This window comes from Kitasatospora sp. NPDC127121, from assembly GCF_042677305.1.
In the GTDB taxonomy this organism is placed as follows: Bacteria; Actinomycetota; Actinomycetes; order Streptomycetales; family Streptomycetaceae; genus Kitasatospora.
In genome coordinates this window covers 60,543-76,523 of the sequence record NZ_JBHXTQ010000009.1, presented here as the reverse complement: position 1 = coordinate 76,523, position 15,981 = coordinate 60,543, and the positions used below count along the sequence as shown (strand labels likewise).

Below are 15,981 nucleotides of genomic sequence, written 5' to 3'. Positions count from 1 at the left end.
CCCGGGACTGTCGTCGTAGTTGGTAGGTCAACGCGGTCGCTTGATACGACCGATACGGGGAACGCGGGTAGCGAGGAGGTAGGTGAGCATGGTCCTCGCGCTTGTGGTGTGTGCGGCGGTCGTGGCGCTGGGTGTGATCGGCCTGGTGGCGTTCGCGGTACGACGCCGCCTGATCCAGCGGGTCGGCGGCACGTTCGACTGCAGTTACCGACTCAAAATGCCCGCCGACGCCTCGACGCAGCCCGACCTCGACGAGAACGGCAAACCCACCTCGGCCCCGGTCCCCCAGACCGACGGCAAGGGGTGGGTTTTTGGTATCGGCCGCTACAGCGGTGACTCGATCGAGTGGTTCCGGGTCTTCTCGTACGCCCCGCGCCCGCGCAGGGTGCTGCCGCGCCGGGAGATCGAGGTGCTCGGCCGGCGCTACCCGGAGGGCCAGGAGGAGCTCGCCCTGCTCTCCGGCTCGGTGGTGCTGCGCTGCCTGCACAACGGGGAGCCGCTGGAGCTGGCGATGAGCGAGGACGCACTCACCGGCTTCCTCGCCTGGCTGGAGGCCGCCCCACCCGGGCAGAGGGTCAACGTCGCGTAGCGACGGACCCTCGGGGTGGGGGCACCCCCGGCCGCCGGGCTGATCCCCGCTCGGGGTTAACGCCGCCTAACCCGTCCGGCTACGCTGGCCGCATGGTGAATCTGACGCGCATCTACACCCGTACCGGCGACGACGGCACCACCGCGCTCGGCGACATGAGCCGGACCACCAAGACCGATCCCCGCCTGGCGGCGTACGCCGACACCAACGAGGCGAACGCGGCGATCGGGGTGGCCGTCGCGGCCGGATCGCTGCCCGAGGACATCGTCACGGTGCTCGTCCGGATCCAGAACGACCTGTTCGACGTCGGCGCGGACCTGTCCACGCCGGTGGTCGAGGACCCGAAGTACCCGCCGCTGCGGGTGCTGCCGTCGTACATCGACCGGCTGGAGGGGGACTGCGACCACTACCTGGAGCAGTTGGAGAAGCTGCGCAGCTTCATCCTGCCCGGCGGCACGCCCGGCGCGGCCTACCTGCACCTGGCCTGCACGGTGGTGCGGCGGGCCGAGCGGGCCACCTGGGCGGCGATCGCGGAGCACGGGGACAGCGTCAACCCGCTGACCGCGAAGTACCTCAACCGGCTCTCCGACCTGCTGTTCATCCTGGCCCGGGCGGCCAACAAGGAGCGCGGCGACGTGCTCTGGGTGCCGGGCGAGAACCGCTAGGGCGAGTCCCTCAGAGCCGCTTCTCCGGGACGCCGGCGACGGGCTGCTCGGCGATCGGGGCGTGCGCGTCCTGCTCGCCGGCCGGCGGCTGCTTGGGCCAGAGCGTGTAGCTGACGGCGATGACCACGTTGACCACGGCGGCGATGCCCAGCTTGAGGTACCACTGGAGGAAGGTGCCGAAGTGCGCGGAGCCTCCCGACAGCGGCACCAGCAGGGTGATCAGGCTCAGCGTGATCACGGCCGAGACCACCGTGCGGCGGCAGATCTGCCACTCGTACCGGGACCGCTCCGCGCCGTACTTCGGTGAGCGCGGCGGCTTGGGGCCGCCGGCGAAGCGGTACATGAAGTGCCGGTCGGCCCAGCGGACCAGGGAGGGCCCGTACCCGATGGAGAAGCCCGCGTAGCTCGCCGCGAGGGCGTGCGTCCAGCTCGCGGCGGCGCCGCCGCGCAGGTCGAGCACGGTGAGCGCGTACAGGGTGAGGTCCACCACCGGCAGGCCGACCAGCAGGGCGGTGCTGGTGCGGCGCCACCGCAGCAGGTAGCGGGCGGCGAGACCGAGGCCGAGCAGGATCCAGAAGGAGATCTCGGCCGCGACGATGAGGGTGACGATCACGTTGTGCTCCCGGGCGGTCGGCGGTGCCTCCAGCCTGGTGCGCGGGCGTGGCCGCGTCGTCGTCGCCGGGTGCCGTCCCGGCCTGCACCTTTCGATGTACGGCTGCTCCTCCGGGGACGGGAGCCGCTCGGCGCCCGGGGATGGTGAGATGGGGGTGTGCTGAGACCGACCCTCACCCCGCGCCAGGAGGACCGGGGGATCGCCCTGCTCGGTCTGTTCGGCGGAGCGCTGCTGATCGCGCTCCAGGTCTACGACAACTCCTCGCGGATCCCGCGCTGGGCGGTGGTGCCGTCGCTGCTGGTGATGGCGGTGCTGGAGCTGTTCCGCCGGACCAGGCCGGTGCTCACCACGACGCTGGGCGGGCTCGCCTTCGGGTACAGCATCTTCACCGGCGCCCTGCTGGCGACCAGTCTGATGTACACCGACCTGCTCTACGCGGCGGTGCTCTACGGCACCCCGAGGATGTCCCGGATCCTGCACCTGACCGGCACGGGCTCGGTGCTGGTGCTGTCCACCCTGGTGCTGATCTACAGCGATGCCTCGAACGCGGTGGCGGTGGTGGTGCTCACCGTGCTGATCTACCTGGCGCCGGTCTGGACCGGGGACGTGGTCCGCAAGCACCGTGACCGGGCGGTGAGCGAGCGGCTGCGGGCCGAACAGACCGCGCTGCTCTCGGAGATGGACCGGCGTGAGGCCGTCGTCGCCGAACGCGCGAGGATGGCACGGGAGTTGCACGACGTGGTGGCCAACCACCTGTCGGCGATCGCGATCCACGCGACCGGTGCGCAGTCCGTCGCCCGGCGCCGTCGGCTGGCCGGGGACGACCCGCTGGTGGAGGTGCTGGCGGTGATCCGGGAGAGCAGCGTCCAGGGTTTGGCCGAAATGCGTCGCATGATCGGACTGCTGCGCGACAGCGGCGGGGGAGAGGCGGACGAGTCGTACGCGGCGCCCGACCTGGCCGCCGTGGACGCCCTGCTGGCCAAGGCCCGGGCGGCCGGTCAGGACGTCGGGCTGGACTTCGAACTCGCCGAGCAGGGCGAGCGCGGGGAGGTCCCGGTGCCGGTCCGGCTGGCCGCGTACCGGATCGTCCAGGAGTCGCTGACCAACGCGCTCAAGCACGCCGGGCCCGGACTGGTCAGCGTGCGGATGGAGTTCGGCCCCGAGGAACTGCGGATCGCCGTCGACAGCCCGTACCGGCACGGACCGGGCCGCGAACTGCCCGGCGCCCGGGCCGGGCTGGTCGGCATGGCGGAGCGGGCCGGGCTGCTCGGCGGCAGCTTCGAGGCGGGGCCACGGAACGACTACTGGAGCGTGCGCGCGGTACTGCCGCGCGGGCGGGAGAGCGGGGCAGGGGCATGACGATCCGGGTGCTGGTGGCCGAGGACCAGGCGGCGGTACGGGCGGCGCTGGTGATGATCCTGCGGGCCGAACCGGACATCGAGGTGGTCGGGCAGGCCGCCGACGGCGAGGAGGCCGTCCGGCTGGCGCTGGAGCTGCGGCCCGACGTGGTGCTGATGGACGTGCAGATGCCCCGGCTGGACGGCGTCTCGGCGACCCGGCAGGTGGTCGCCGCCGGGGCCGGCCAGGTGCTCGTGCTGACCACCTTCGACCTGGACGAGTATGTCTACGGCGCGCTGCGGGCCGGCGCGGCCGGGTTCCTGCTCAAGGACCTGGAGGCGGACACCCTGGTCGAGGGCGTCCGGACGGTGGCGCGCGGGGACGGCATGCTGGCGCCCTCGGTGACCAGGCGGCTGATCGGCGCCTTCGCCCGGCCGGACCGGGCGGTCGGGCCGGAAGCCAGGGAGGCGGTGGCCGGACTGACCCCGCGTGAGCGGGAGGTGCTGGCCTGCATCGGGGCCGGGCTGTCCAACGGGGAGATCGCGGCCCGGCTGGAGATGGCGGAGGCGACCACCAAGACGCACGTCAGCCGGATCCTGGCGAAGCTGGGGCTGCGCAACCGGGTGCAGGCGGCGATCCTGGCGCAGGACCTCGGGCTGAGTGTCTGACCGTCCGACCGTCTGATGGTCTGGCCATCCGGTCCGGTCAGATGGCCCGATCGGCTGGTCTGATCAGCTGGTCACGGCGGGTCTGGGTCGCCCGACCAGGTCGGGCGCAGATCACACTCCCGATTGACACCACGGGGCCGGATTGGGCATTAGAGTCCCGGCAACGAGCGACGCGGCTCTCCGGCGGTGACCCCTGCCCTGAGCCGCCTTCAGGGCCCGCCCCAGGGCGGCGACGGCATCGGGAGACCCAGCCATGAGCAATGCGTCCAGCAAGCAGATCGCCGTGATCGGTGCCGGCCTGATGGGCGCCGGCATCGCCCAGGTGTCCGCGCAGGCCGGCCACCCGGTGGTGCTGCGGGACGTCACCGAGGAGGCCCTGCAGCGCGGTCTCGCGGGCATCCGCGCCTCCTACGCGAAGTTCGTCGCCAAGGGCCGGCTGAGCGCCGAGGACGCCGAGGCCGCGCTGGGCCGGATCACCACCACCACCGACCTGGGCGCCGTCGCCGAGGCCGACATCGTGGTCGAGGCCGTGTTCGAGCAGTTCGAGGTCAAGGAGGCCGTCTTCCGGGAGCTCGACAAGCTCGCCAAGGACGGCGCGGTGCTGGCCTCCAACACCTCCGCCATCCCGATCACCCGGATCGCCGCCGCCACCCGGCGCCCCGAGTCGGTCGTCGGCGTGCACTTCTTCTCGCCGGTGCCGCTGATGAAGTTGGTCGAGCTGGTCCGCGGCTACAAGACCAGCGACGAGACCCTGGCCGCCGCCCGTGCCTTCGCCGAGGGCGTCGGCAAGGACGTCGTGGTGGTCAACCGGGACGTGGCCGGCTTCGTCACCACCCGCCTGATCACCGCACTGGTCGTCGAGGCCGCCAAGCTGTACGAGTCGGGCGTCGCCACCGCCGAGGACATCGACACCGCCTGCCGCCTCGGCTTCGGCCACCCGATGGGCCCGCTGGAGACCGCCGACCTGACCGGCGTGGACATCCTGCTGCACGCCGCCCGCAACATCTACGAGGAGACCCAGGACGAGAAGTTCGCCGCCCCGGAGATCATGGCGCGCATGGTCACCGCCGGCGACCTCGGCCGTAAGAGCGGCCGCGGCTTCTACCCGTACGAGGGCAAGTGAGCCCCCGCCGGAACGGGTGAACGACGACGCCCGGAGACCGGGCGGGCCGTGCGGCCGAACACCGTACGGCCCGCCCGGTCGGGGGCGGGTGAGTTTCCTCACGCCAGGTGCCGCAGACGGGTGATTTGGGCGGTAATCGAGCGTAGGTGTGGAGACTGACTGCGTATATTCCCTCGGACGAGTGAAGTTGCTTCAGATCTGGCCGGAACCAGCAACCTGCGCTGCTGGTTCGCCGTCAGAAGAGGGAGACCCGGCCCAGCACGACGAGGCTGCGACCGGACCCGGGCGAGGGGCCACGGCCCGCCCGGATGGACACCCCACCCCCCGCCCCGGCACGGCCGGGTCGGACCACCCCCGTACCGGACCGGTCAGGCGAAGGAGGAGAGCATGCGCATCACCGGCGACCACAGGGCGCTGGCCATCGAAGGCCGCCTCGACGTGCGCACCGCCGCCGACGCGCGTGCCCGGCTGCACCAGGCCGTGGACGGCGGCCTCGGCGACCTCGTGCTCGACCTCGCCCGGCTGGAGTTCTGGGACGCCACCGGCCTCGGCGTGATCATGGGCACCCACCGCAGGGCCGGCCGGATCGGCCGCCGGCTGGTGCTGCGCTCCGTCCCGGCCCAGCTCCAGCGGCTGCTGGTGGCCACCAAGCTGCACCGCATCCTGGCCGTCGACGGCGTCACCGAGGCCCAGGGAATCGCCCTCTAGGGCCTGTCCCGCCCTGCCCTCGTTCGGCCTCTGCCCTTGCTCGTTCCCAGCCCGCGTTCGTCCCCTGCCCGGTCTTCGTCCGGCTCCGACCCGGCCCGGATCGGCCGTCGCCCGGCCCCCGACCGGACTGCCCCTGCGCGGGCGGGCCCGGATGTGCAAGAGTCTGCCCGTCAGATGACGGCCGCCTCAGCCAGCTGCCCCCAGCCCGCGCGCGGCCGCGACCGAGACGTCAGCCGACCGGCGCGGGGCGCCGGCGGCCGAGCAGGATGCGGAGCAGAACGTGGCACAGCCAACCGGGGAGTTCCGGCAGGAGGCCGCCCGCACCCGAGGCGGCGAACTCGTCTCCGGCGCCCTGCTGGTCGGCGTCGGCGCCCCGGACGGCTCCGAGGTCAGGCCCTGCCCCGAGGAGTGGCGGCCCCGCCCGCGCCGGATCGAGCGCAGCGAGCCCGCCCGGGGCCCGGTCGGCGGCGTCGGCCGCGCGGTCGGCCCGCTCGCCCTCGGTGCCGGGCCCGCCGACCTGCCGCTGCTCGACCGCGAGGCCGACGTCGCCGAACTCCTCGGCCTGCTCGCCGAGGGCCGCTCGATACGCCTGGTCGGCCAGGCCGGCTCGGGCCGCAGCGCGCTGCTGTCGGCCGTCGCCGAGGCCGCCGCCGACCTCGCCCCCGGAGGCGTCGTCCAGCTCTGCGGGCACCGCCGCACCACCGCCGACCTGCTCCAGGACCTCTTCGCGGCCACCCACCACGCCCCCGGCTACCGGCCCGACCCGGGCCGGCTGGCCGTGCACCTCGCCGAGGTCGGCGCGATCGTGGTCGTCGACGGCGCGGAGCAGTCCGGCGCCGAGCTGGAGGGCCTGCTCGCCATCGCCCCCGGCTGCGCCTTCCTGATCTCCGTCGCCCCCGGGAGCCCGGCGCTGTCGCCCGGCTCCCGCTTGCAGGACCACCTGGTCGCCGGGCTCTCCCGCTCCGCCTGCCTCGCCCTCGCCGCCCGCCAGGCCGGTCGGCCGCTGGACGTCGAGGAGAAGGCCTGGGCGGTCGACCTCTGGTTCGAGTCCGAGGGACTGCCGCTGCGCTTCGTCCAGGCCGCCGCGCTGCTGCGCCAGCGGGACGTCGCGGTGGACGCGCTGGTCGCCGCCGAGGAGGACCGGATGGGGGTCTTCGGCGCGGTCGAGGAGCCCGTCCACGACCCCGACCCGGCCGTCCGCGAGAACGCGCTGCGCCGCACCGTCCCGCTGCCGTCCGTCGCCGAGACCGCCTCACCCGCCGTCCGGCTCGCGGAGGGCCTGAGCGAGCCCGCCCAGGCCGTCCTGAGGCTCGCCGTCGCGCTCGGCGGCGAGTGCCCCACCGCGCCGCACCTGCCCGCGCTGATCGACGTCGGCCAGGGCGAGAGCGCCCTCGCCGAACTCGCCGACGCCGGGCTGGCGGTGTCCATCGGCGGGCACCACCGGCTGACCGCCGGGGTGCTGGACCTGCTCGCCCCGCACTGGCCGGCCCGCGGCTGCCTGGACGGCGCCGCCCAGCACTTCGCCTGGTGGGTCGGGCACAGCTCGGTGTCGCTGGCGCAGGTCGCGGCCGAGGCGGAGGTGGTGGTCGGCGTGCTGGTCGCGGACCGGGAGGCCGGCCGGCACGACGCGGTCGTGCGCCTGGCCCGGGCGGCCGCGCCCGCGCTGGCGCTGGCACTGCGCTGGGGCGCCTGGGAGCGGGTCCTGCACCTGGGACTGGAGGCGGCCCGCAGGACGGGCTCCGGCACCGACCAGGCCTGGTTCCACCACGAGGCGGGCGTGCACGCGTTCTGCGTCCAGGAGCCGTCCCGGGCGATGGCCGAGCTGGAGACGGCGCTCACCCTGCGGTCCGCCGCCGGCGAGCAGCGCGGCGTCGCGGCAGCCGGCCGGATGCTGGACCTGCTGCGCGCCGACGGGCGGCAGCTGGCGCCCGCCGCGACCCCCGGGCCGGCGCCCGTGCGGCGGCCCGTCATCCGCGCGATAGCCAAGGTGCCGTCCAGCCTGCGCTCCGGGACCAGGCGCCGGGTGATCGCCGCGTCGGCGGCCGTCCTCGCGCTCGGGGCGCTCGGGACGGCGGTGGCGATGAGCGCCACCGGTCCGGAGCAGCACCCGGGCAACGACCCGCACACCCGGCTCGACGACCCCGACGGCGGGCAGGGCGGGCCGCTCCCGTCGCCGCACGCCGGCGGCGGCCCGACCGCCGGCACCGGTGCCACCGGTACGGGGACGCCGGGGACGGACGCGGGCGGCGGTCCGGCGGCGGACGGGACCAGCCCGGAGCCGTCGCAGAGCGGTGGCGCGTCGCGCTCGCCGAGTGCGTCGAAGAAGTCGAGCCGTGGGCCGAGCGAGACCGCGGCGGCCACCGAGCAGCCGCAGCAGTCGCAGCCGCCCGCACCGGGACAGTCGCAGCCGCCGGCCCAGCAGTCCGGCCCGCCGCCGGGCGGTGGCAGTGGTGGCAGTGGCGGCAGTGGTGGTGCCGGTGGTGGCAGCGGTGGCGGTGGCAACTCCGGGGGCACTCAGCCCGGCGGAGGCGCCAGCACGCCGCCCCCGTCGAAGCCGTCGACCACGTCGCCCTCGGCGACCGCGAGCACACCGCCGCCCGCCACGACGGGCCCCGCGACCGGGACGCCCAGTCCGTCGTCGACGGCGTCCTCGCCGCCCGCGACCTGACCGGTCAGAACAGCTTGAGCTTGTCGTCGTCGATGCCGCGCAGCTCGTCGTAGTCCAGCACCACGCAGCCGATGCCCCGGTCGGTGGCCAGCACGCGGGCCTGGGGCTTGATCTCCTGGGCGGCGAAGATGCCCTTGACCGGGGCCAACAGCGGGTCCCGGTTGAGGAGTTCGAGGTAGCGGGTGAGCTGCTCGACGCCGTCGATCTCACCGCGGCGCTTGATCTCGACGGCCACCGTGGTGCCGTCCGAGTCGCGGCAGAGGATGTCGACCGGGCCGATCGCGGTGGGGTACTCGCGGCGGATCAGGGACCAGCCGGCGCCGAGCACCTCCATCCGGTCCGCGAGCAGCTCCTGGAGGTGCGCCTCGACGCCGTCCTTGATCAGGCCCGGGTCCACCCCGAGTTCGTGGGAGGAGTCGTGCAGCACCTCCTCCAGCGTGATGATGAGCTTCTCGCCGGCCTTGTTCACCACCGTCCAGACCCCGTCCGCCTCCTTGAGGGCGCACGGCGGGGACATCCAGTTGAGCGGCTTGTAGGCGCGGTCGTCGGCGTGGATGCTGACGCTGCCGTCGGCCTTGACCAGGATGAGCCTGGTGGCGGAGGGCAGATGGGCGGAGAGCCGACCGGCATAGTCGACTGAGCAGCGGGCAATTACGAGACGCACGGTCGACCACGCTAGCCCACCGGGGCCAGTTGATGCGATTCCACGACGACCGGGTGAAGAAACCGGGAACCCCGCGAACATGGAGGTTCGGCAATTCCGCGCACCGCCCGTCGCGGTCTGGCGCCCACCCCCTGGGGTCGCTACCGTACGTGACGGCACGCGTGCGGGATCGCTGTCAACGGGGACGGAGACTTCAGATGAACGATCCGACGGGATCCGGCCAATGTGGTGCACCACCGCGTATTTCCAAAGCAATCCACAGGAATGACCGGCCCGTCCCGCCGTTGACTGCCACGCTGTTCCGAGCGCGGTCGGTGTCCGGGACGTCACGTCCCGTGGTGCCTCCGCCTTCGCAGGGTGTCAAAAACGCCCGTTCCACGGCGTTCCGGACACCACGCGCGATCCGCCCACCCTCACTGTGAGCTTGGACTACGCACGACCACCCGGGCGCCGCGCGGGTGGACCGCGAGAGGAGAATCCATGTCGCTCGACGTCTCACCGGCCCTGCTGGAAAAGGCCGAGCGGGGCGAGGTCGACGAGCGGGAATTCGTCGACTGCGTCCGCGTCTCGCTGCCGTACGCCTGGGACCTGATCAGCTCGCTGGTCGCCCAGGCGAAGGTCGACGGTACCGACTTCGCCGACAACCAGGTACCGCCGCCCAGCGAGCAGGCCCGCGGCCAGCTCCTGCGGGCCCTCGCCAGCGACGCCATCCGGGGGGCCCTGCAGCGGCACTTCGGGGTGCGGCTGGCCTTCCAGAACTGTCACCGGGTGGCGGTCTTCCTGCCGTCGGACGCCAACGAGGCGCGGCACGCACGCTTCACCTCGGTCCGGGAGCAGCTGCTCAACCAGTCCGAGGAACTGCGGGACTGCTGACCCGGCAGCACCGCCGATCCCGGGCCCTGGGTCCTGATCGGCCCTAGCGGTCCTGAAGGTCGTCGGGCCGCCCCCGTCCCCCGGTGCGGGGGGAGGGGCGGCGGCCCGGACCGGGCCCGGCCGCTCCACCCCCGGTCTCACCCCAGCTGCGGCAGCACCTCGGAGCCGAGCCGGGCGATGTTGTGCAGGGTCGCCTCGCGCTCGCCGCTGCCCTCCGCGAGCAGCGCGAAGCGGCGGATGCCGGTCCGCTCGGCGGTGGCCAGCAGCCGGTCGGCGCACTGCCGCGGCGTGCCCACCGCGTGCAGGTCGCAGAGGAGTTCGGTGTACTCGCGCGGGTCGCGCATCTTGCGCTCCCGGCCGTCCACGGTGCGGTGGGCGCCGAGCCCGTACTCGAACCAGCCCGGCATGGCGTTCAGCAGGGTGGCGCGGGCCGCCGAGGTGCGGTCGTCGACCTGGGCCACCCCGGCCGCGACGTGCCGGCGGTTCACCCGGCGCAGCTGCTCCTCGCCGCGCCCGGCGGCCAGCCAGGCGGTGCGGTACAGCTCCAGCATGCGCAGCTTGTCGTCGTCGCCGGAGTGCATGCCGAGCAGCATCGGCAGGCCGCGTTCGGCGGCCAGCCGCACCCCGCTCGGCGAGGTGCACGCGACCACCATCGGCGGGCCGGCCACCGGCCGCCCGGACGGGTCGAGTTCCTCACCGACGCCCTCGACGTCCTGGCGCTGGCGCGGGAAGCGCACCGGGCCGGACTGCTCGCCGAGACCGAGCCAGCTGCCCAGTCCTGGCCGGCGCACCGGTTCGGTGGCGCGCGGCACCACCGCCACCTCGGGGAAGGCGAACTGCGGGCCGTCCGCGCCGACCCGGGAGCCGCGCAGCCAGCGCAGCAGCAGGTCCAGCCGCTCCGGGAAGCCGTTCTCGAAGGCGTCCACGCCGCCGCCGAACACGTCCAGGTCGATCCAGGGGCCGCCGCGGCCCACCCCGAGCGTGAAGCGCCCGTCCGAGGTGAGGTGCAGCAGCGCGGCCTGCTCGCCGAGCGCCACCGGGTGGGCGGTGGAGAGCACGCTGACCGCCGTGCCGACGCCGATCCGGCGGGTGCGGCCGAGCAGCAGCGCGGCCAGCGTGGCGGCGTTGGGGCAGACCCCGTACGGGACGAAGTGGTGCTCGGCCAGCCAGACGCTGTCCAGGCCCGCGTGTTCGGCCTCGACGGCGGCCCGGACGGTGCGGTCCAGCGCCTCGCGGTGGCTCTGCCCGGGGAACTGCGCGGACAGCAGGAACGCGCCGACCCGCACCGGCGCGGTGTCCGGCGGGAGCGCGCCCGCCCGCTGCGGCACGGGCAGCGGCTCGCCCGCCGCGGCCGTGACCGGGGCGGGCGAGGTCAGCACCGGGCCGGGGGCGGGCGGCCGGACTCCTACGGGCCGACGGGTCTCGGCGCGGGCGCTGGTCTTGGTCATGGTGGGGCCTCCTCGGGTGCGCGCAGGGTCTGCGGGCCCCGCCTGTTCCCCTTGTGGGTATCCGATGTCATGTGCCAACGGCACGCGGAAACCCGGATTTCGTCGGAGATCGGGTGGATCTCGGCAAAAACGCGGGAGCGTCGGACGATGCCGTGATAGTGGCCTGCCGGAGGGGTGGCCGGCCGTAGGCTGGAACGGCCCCGAAACCCCGGAAGAGAGGTAGTCCGACGTGTCGCCGCGCCGCAACCGGATCAAGAGCGCCGACCCGAGCGGGAGCGCCGAGCAGGCCTCCCCGCTCGGTGGATCGCTGCGCCGCACCGAGAGCCACCAAGGCGACGACTGGGTGGTCCAGACGGTCGCCGGGACGGCCGGGCGGCACTACCGGTGCCCGGGCTGCGACCAGGAGATCCCGCCGGGGATGGGCCACGTGGTGGCCTGGCCGATGCACGGCGCGGGCGTGGACGACCGGCGGCACTGGCACCGCGCCTGCTGGGGCGCGCGGGAGCGCCGGGCCTCCAACGTCCTGCGGGGCCGCGGCGCTCCGCGGTACTGAGCCGGCTGCGTGCCCCCTAGGCGTCCCGGTTCTTGAGCACCAGCGCGCCGCCGAGCAGGGCGGCGAGCGTCCAGGCCAGGCAGATCACGAAGCCCGCCCACGGCCCGTACGGCTGGCCGTACTGCTCGTACACCAGCAGCATCCGCGAGCCCGCGTAGTCCGGGAAGTAGTGGGCCAGGGTCTTGACCTTCGGCACCGCGGAGAGGATCGGTGAGAGCAGGAAGAAGAACGGGACCAGTACGCCCAGCGCCAGCGTCTGGCTGTGCAGCATCGTGGTGACGCCGGCCGAGAACAGGCACAGCATCGTCAGGTACAGCGCGGCGCCGAACACCGCGCGCAGCACGTGCGGTTGGTCGAGGCTGGTGGAGTGCGAGCCGAGCAGCGCCTGGCCGGTGAAGAAGGTGACGAAGGCCGTCACCACCGAGACCGCCAGGGCCATCGCGCCGAGCACCACCGCCTTGCCGGTGAGCAGGGTGCCGCGCTGCGGGACGGCGGCCAGGGTGACCCGGATCATGCCGGTGCTGTACTCGTTGCCGATGGCCAGCACGCCGAAGACGATGATGGCGAGCTCGCCGAGCATGATGCCGGAGAAGGCCGTGCCGGTGGCGTCGAAGACGGACTGGTCGCCCCGCCGGAACTCGCCGAAGTTGTTGTTGGTGAGCAGGGACAGCAGCGCGCCGATGCCGACGGTGACGACGAAGGTCAGCGCGAGCGTCCAGACCGTCGAGCGGACGCTGCGGATCTTCGTCCACTCGGAGCGCAGGATCGCCGGGAAGGACGTCATCTCAGTTCTCCTCCTGCCGGGCCGCCGCGGTCTGCGGGGCGCCGTCCGCCTTCCAGCCGGCGCCCCAGACGCCGGGTGCGCCGGCCGCGTCCCGGCCCGGGCCGTCGCCCGCGTGGTACTCCACCGAGTCGGCCGTCATCTGCATGAACGCCTCCTCCAACGAGGCCTGCTGCGGGCTGAGTTCGTGCAGGACGACGCCGTGGGCCGCGGCCAGGTCGCCGAGCCGGGCGAGGTCGCCGTCGACCACCTCGTAGGAGCCGCCGGGCCCGGGCTCGGGCCGGAGCCCGACGCCGGACAGGGCGTCGAGCAGGCGCTCGGGGTGCGGGGTGCGCAGCCGGACGGCGGAGCGGGAGTTGCGTCGGATGAACTCCGGCATCGGCAGGTCGGCGAGCAGCCGGCCCTTGCCGATGACCACCAGGTGGTCGGCGGTGACGGCCATCTCGCTCATCAGGTGGGAGGAGACGAAGACGGTCCGGCCCTCGGTGGCGAGCCGCTTCATCAGGTTGCGGATCCAGAGGATGCCCTCCGGGTCCAGCCCGTTGACCGGCTCGTCGAACATGACGATCTCCGGGTCGCCGAGCAGGGCGGAGGCGATGCCCAGGCGCTGGCCCATGCCGAGCGAGAAGCCGCGGGCCCGCTTGCGGGCGACCGGGGTGAGGCCCACCAGGTTGAGCACCTCGTCCACCCGGCGGGTCGGGATGCGGTTGCTCTGGGCGAGCCAGAGCAGGTGGTCGCGGGCGGTGCGGCCGGGGTGGACGGCCTTGGCCTCCAGCAGTGCGCCGATGTACTTGAGCGGTTCGCTGAGTTGCCCGTAGCGCTTGCCGTCGATGGTGACCCGGCCGCTGGTGGGGCGATCGAGGTCGAGGATCATGCGCATGGTGGTGGACTTGCCTGCGCCGTTGGGGCCGAGGAAGCCGGTCACCACGCCCTGCGGGACCTGGAAGCTGAGCCGGTCCACCGCGAGGGTCCTGCCGTAACGTTTTGTCAGGTCGTGCAACTCGATCATTCGCGCTCCCTTACTCTTTGTCAGGCTAGGACAAAGCGGATATCGCGGCCCGCTGAGTGGGCCCGCCGGGCGTGCCGGAATACGGTGGGCCCATGACCCAGCCCCCCTCCGCAGTGTCCGTCCGCGAGAGCGGCACCGGAACACCCCTCGTACTGCTGCACGCCTTTCCGTTGAACGCCTCGATGTGGTCCGCCCAACTGGACGCGCTGCCCGGTCTGACCGGCGACGAGGCCCGGGTGCTCGCCCCGGACCAGCGCGGCTTCGGCGGCACCGAGCTGGGGACCGACGAACCCTCGCTGGACCTGGTCGCCGACGACCTCGCCCTGCTGCTGGACGCGGCCGGGATCGAACGCGCGGTGGTCGGCGGGCTCTCCATGGGCGGCTACGTGGCGCTGGCCTTCGCCCGCCGCCACCCGGACCGGCTGGCCGGACTGCTGCTGGCCAGCACCCGCGCCACCGCCGACACCGACGCCGTCCGGGCCAACCGGGAGCGGATCGCGGCCGCCGTCACCGCCCGGGGCAGCGTCCAACTGCTGCTCGACGAGGAGGTCGCCGCCGGGCAGCTCGGGCCGGACTCGCGGCACCTGGTGGAGCGGGTGCGGTCGCTGGTCGCCGCCGCGTCGCCGGCCGCCGTCGCCTGGGCCCAGCGGGCCATGGCGGCCCGGCCGGACGCGCTGGACGTGCTGGCCGGGCTGCGGGTGCCCACCGCCGTCGTCGCGGGCGCGCAGGACGGCCTGGTGGCGCCGGAGGAGGCCGAACTGATGCTCCGGGCCCGGCCGGACGCCGAACTGTCCGTCATCCCCGGGGCGGGCCATCTGAGCGCCCTGGAGGCGCCGGAGGCGTTCAACACCGCCGTCCGCGACCTGCTGGCCCGGGCGGCGGCCGGATGAGGGAGGAAGCGACCGGCTGGGACTTCTCGGCGCTGGAGGTGACCGGCCGGATGCCCGTGACCAACCGCGGCGAGGGCCTGGTCGAACTGACCCTGGAACCGCTCGGCGAGGACTACTGGCTGCGCCCCGGCGAGACCTTCATCGTCACCTCGTACGGCGACCACGGCTCCGGCCACCCGTTCGAGGTTCAGTACTGGCCGGACTCGGTGTCGGTCTGGTGCACCTCGTGGTTCGGCACCGTCTCCGACGACGAGGGCAACCAGCTCAGCAGCGGGTACCAGCGGCCCGACGGGGCCTACCCCAGGTGACGCCCGCTCACCCAGGTCACCCGAGATGATGACGGTGGAAAGACGGCAGGCCCTCACCCGGGTGGGTGAGGGCCTGTCTGCTGTTCCGCACGTGCCGTCCGTTGCGCACGTACCGCCGGGCGCAGGCGCCCGGCGGCGGCGTCAGCGCGACTGCTGGGCGGGCACGCCCATGGTGTCGTCGCCCGGCAGCGAGGCGGCGGCCACGGCCGCGCCGGTCAGCGTCGCCAGCATCTCGCGGACGTTGGTCAGCTGGGCGTTGATGCTGTCGCGGCGGTTGGTGAGCGCCGCCAGCTCGCGCTCGGACTCGCTGCGGATCCGGTCGGCCTTGGCGTTGGCGTCCGCCACGATGTCCTCGGACTGGCGCTGCGCCGTCTCGACGGTCTGGCGGGCGCGGCGCTCGGCGTCGGTGCGCAGCTTCTCGGCCTCCAGGCGCAGCTGCTCGGCCCGGTGCTCGATCTCGGCCAGGCGCTTCTCGGCCTTGGCCTGACGGGCGGCCAGGTCACGCTCGGACTGCTCGCGGCGCTTGGCCAGGTTGGTCTCGAACTCCAGCGCGGCCTGGGCGGCCTTGGTGCGGGTCTCCTCGAAGAGGGCGTCCGCCTCCTCGCGCTTGTTCTGGGCGTCCTTGTTGGCCTCGGCGCGCAGCTGGGCGCTGTCGCTCTTGGCCTTGTCGACGATCCGCAGACCCTCGTCCTCCGCCTTGGCCTTGCGGTCCTTGGCGTAGTTCTCGGCCTCGGTGCGGACCTGCTGGGCAGCGGCCTCGGCGAGCTCGCGGTGCTGCTCGGAGGCGCGGTGCGCCTCGTCGCGCAGGTCCTTGGCCTCCTCCTCGGCCAGTCGCAGGATCTTCTCGACCCGGGCGCCGAGACCGGCGTACGAGGGCTCCGCCTCGGTGACCGCCGCCTGCGCGGTCTGGGTCTCCAGGTGGAGCTCCTCGATGCGCTTCTCGAGCGCGCTGATCCGGGTCAGGGCACTGTCACGGTCGGCCACCAGCTTGGTGATCCGCTCGTCGACCTGGGCGCGCTCGTACCCACGGCGCACCAGGTCGAAGCCGTGAGGGGAGTGACTGTCGCTCATGGGGTTCTGGGC

17 protein-coding genes are annotated in these 15,981 nt (G+C 73.6%); 11 read left to right on the top strand and 6 right to left on the bottom strand.

Annotation, left to right across the window (positions count from 1 at the left end; all coding sequences use genetic code 11):
* Positions 1-88 precede the first annotated feature (88 nt).
* Together ACFVHI_RS07780 and ACFVHI_RS07775 are read left to right on the top strand one after the other, a co-directional pair.
* Positions 89-589, top strand: a complete 501-nt coding sequence (locus ACFVHI_RS07780) for a DUF2550 domain-containing protein (RefSeq protein WP_063347798.1) — start codon at positions 89-91, stop codon at positions 587-589.
* A 92-nt stretch (positions 590-681) separates the two neighbouring features.
* Complete coding sequence (locus ACFVHI_RS07775; protein ID WP_063347797.1) at positions 682-1,254, top strand: cob(I)yrinic acid a,c-diamide adenosyltransferase; 573 nt, start codon at positions 682-684, stop codon at positions 1,252-1,254.
* Between the two features lie 10 nt (positions 1,255-1,264).
* Here the strand turns inward: ACFVHI_RS07775 and ACFVHI_RS07770 are convergent, their stop codons facing one another.
* Positions 1,265-1,867: a hypothetical protein gene (locus ACFVHI_RS07770; protein ID WP_363371907.1), complete on the bottom strand. Its 603-nt coding sequence runs from the start codon at positions 1,865-1,867 to the stop codon at positions 1,265-1,267.
* A gap of 156 nt (positions 1,868-2,023) precedes the next feature.
* On the opposite strand from ACFVHI_RS07770, the gene ACFVHI_RS07765 reads away from it, so the two are divergent.
* The 5 genes from ACFVHI_RS07765 (at position 2,024) to ACFVHI_RS07745 (ending at position 8,372) form a co-directional block, all read left to right on the top strand.
* Entirely contained in the window at positions 2,024-3,226 is a 1,203-nt protein-coding gene (locus tag ACFVHI_RS07765; RefSeq protein WP_244293366.1) for a sensor histidine kinase, read from the top strand.
* Positions 3,223-3,873: a response regulator transcription factor gene (locus ACFVHI_RS07760; RefSeq protein ID WP_063347795.1), complete on the top strand. Its 651-nt coding sequence runs from the start codon at positions 3,223-3,225 to the stop codon at positions 3,871-3,873. The genes ACFVHI_RS07765 and ACFVHI_RS07760 overlap by 4 nt, the downstream gene beginning before the upstream one ends.
* Before the next feature lie 253 nt (positions 3,874-4,126).
* The gene (locus ACFVHI_RS07755; RefSeq protein ID WP_063347794.1) at positions 4,127-4,996 is read left to right on the top strand and encodes a 3-hydroxyacyl-CoA dehydrogenase family protein; all 870 of its coding nucleotides are present in this window, start codon (positions 4,127-4,129) and stop codon (positions 4,994-4,996) included.
* A gap of 387 nt (positions 4,997-5,383) precedes the next feature.
* Positions 5,384-5,704: an STAS domain-containing protein gene (locus ACFVHI_RS07750; protein WP_063347793.1), complete on the top strand. Its 321-nt coding sequence runs from the start codon at positions 5,384-5,386 to the stop codon at positions 5,702-5,704.
* A gap of 280 nt (positions 5,705-5,984) precedes the next feature.
* Complete coding sequence (locus tag ACFVHI_RS07745) at positions 5,985-8,372, top strand: ATP-binding protein (protein ID WP_380336735.1); 2,388 nt, start codon at positions 5,985-5,987, stop codon at positions 8,370-8,372.
* A 4-nt stretch (positions 8,373-8,376) separates the two neighbouring features.
* On the opposite strand, the gene nucS is transcribed toward ACFVHI_RS07745, so the two are convergent.
* Positions 8,377-9,036, bottom strand: coding sequence for an endonuclease NucS (nucS, locus tag ACFVHI_RS07740; protein ID WP_063347791.1), 660 nt, complete (start codon positions 9,034-9,036; stop codon positions 8,377-8,379).
* Positions 9,037-9,516: 480 nt separating this feature from the next.
* On the opposite strand from nucS, the gene ACFVHI_RS07735 reads away from it, so the two are divergent.
* Entirely contained in the window at positions 9,517-9,909 is a 393-nt protein-coding gene (locus tag ACFVHI_RS07735; protein WP_063347790.1) for an SCO5389 family protein, read from the top strand.
* 137 nt (positions 9,910-10,046) lie between these two features.
* Here ACFVHI_RS07735 and ACFVHI_RS07730 read toward each other — a convergent pair whose 3' ends face one another.
* Positions 10,047-11,195, bottom strand: coding sequence for an LLM class flavin-dependent oxidoreductase (locus ACFVHI_RS07730; RefSeq protein ID WP_380336827.1), 1,149 nt, complete (start codon positions 11,193-11,195; stop codon positions 10,047-10,049).
* A gap of 391 nt (positions 11,196-11,586) precedes the next feature.
* Between ACFVHI_RS07730 and ACFVHI_RS07725 the strand changes: the two genes are divergently transcribed.
* Entirely contained in the window at positions 11,587-11,910 is a 324-nt protein-coding gene (locus tag ACFVHI_RS07725; protein ID WP_063347789.1) for a hypothetical protein, read from the top strand.
* A 16-nt stretch (positions 11,911-11,926) separates the two neighbouring features.
* Here the strand turns inward: ACFVHI_RS07725 and ACFVHI_RS07720 are convergent, their stop codons facing one another.
* Positions 11,927-12,694, bottom strand: a complete 768-nt coding sequence (locus tag ACFVHI_RS07720; protein WP_063347788.1) for an ABC transporter permease subunit — start codon at positions 12,692-12,694, stop codon at positions 11,927-11,929.
* A gap of 1 nt (position 12,695) precedes the next feature.
* Positions 12,696-13,700, bottom strand: coding sequence for an ABC transporter ATP-binding protein (locus ACFVHI_RS07715; protein WP_380336731.1), 1,005 nt, complete (start codon positions 13,698-13,700; stop codon positions 12,696-12,698).
* A gap of 92 nt (positions 13,701-13,792) precedes the next feature.
* Between ACFVHI_RS07715 and ACFVHI_RS07710 the strand changes: the two genes are divergently transcribed.
* Both ACFVHI_RS07710 and ACFVHI_RS07705 read left to right on the top strand, forming a co-directional pair.
* On the top strand, positions 13,793-14,590 hold the full coding sequence (locus tag ACFVHI_RS07710; RefSeq protein ID WP_380336729.1) for an alpha/beta fold hydrolase: 798 nt from the start codon (positions 13,793-13,795) through the stop codon (positions 14,588-14,590).
* Positions 14,587-14,898, top strand: coding sequence for a hypothetical protein (locus ACFVHI_RS07705; RefSeq protein WP_063347785.1), 312 nt, complete (start codon positions 14,587-14,589; stop codon positions 14,896-14,898). Before ACFVHI_RS07710 ends, ACFVHI_RS07705 begins: the two co-directional genes overlap by 4 nt.
* A gap of 141 nt (positions 14,899-15,039) precedes the next feature.
* Here ACFVHI_RS07705 and ACFVHI_RS07700 read toward each other — a convergent pair whose 3' ends face one another.
* Positions 15,040-15,969 carry a hypothetical protein gene (locus ACFVHI_RS07700; protein ID WP_063347784.1) on the bottom strand — a complete coding sequence of 310 codons (930 nt, stop codon included), beginning with the start codon at positions 15,967-15,969 and terminating at the stop codon, positions 15,040-15,042.
* Positions 15,970-15,981 lie beyond the last annotated feature (12 nt).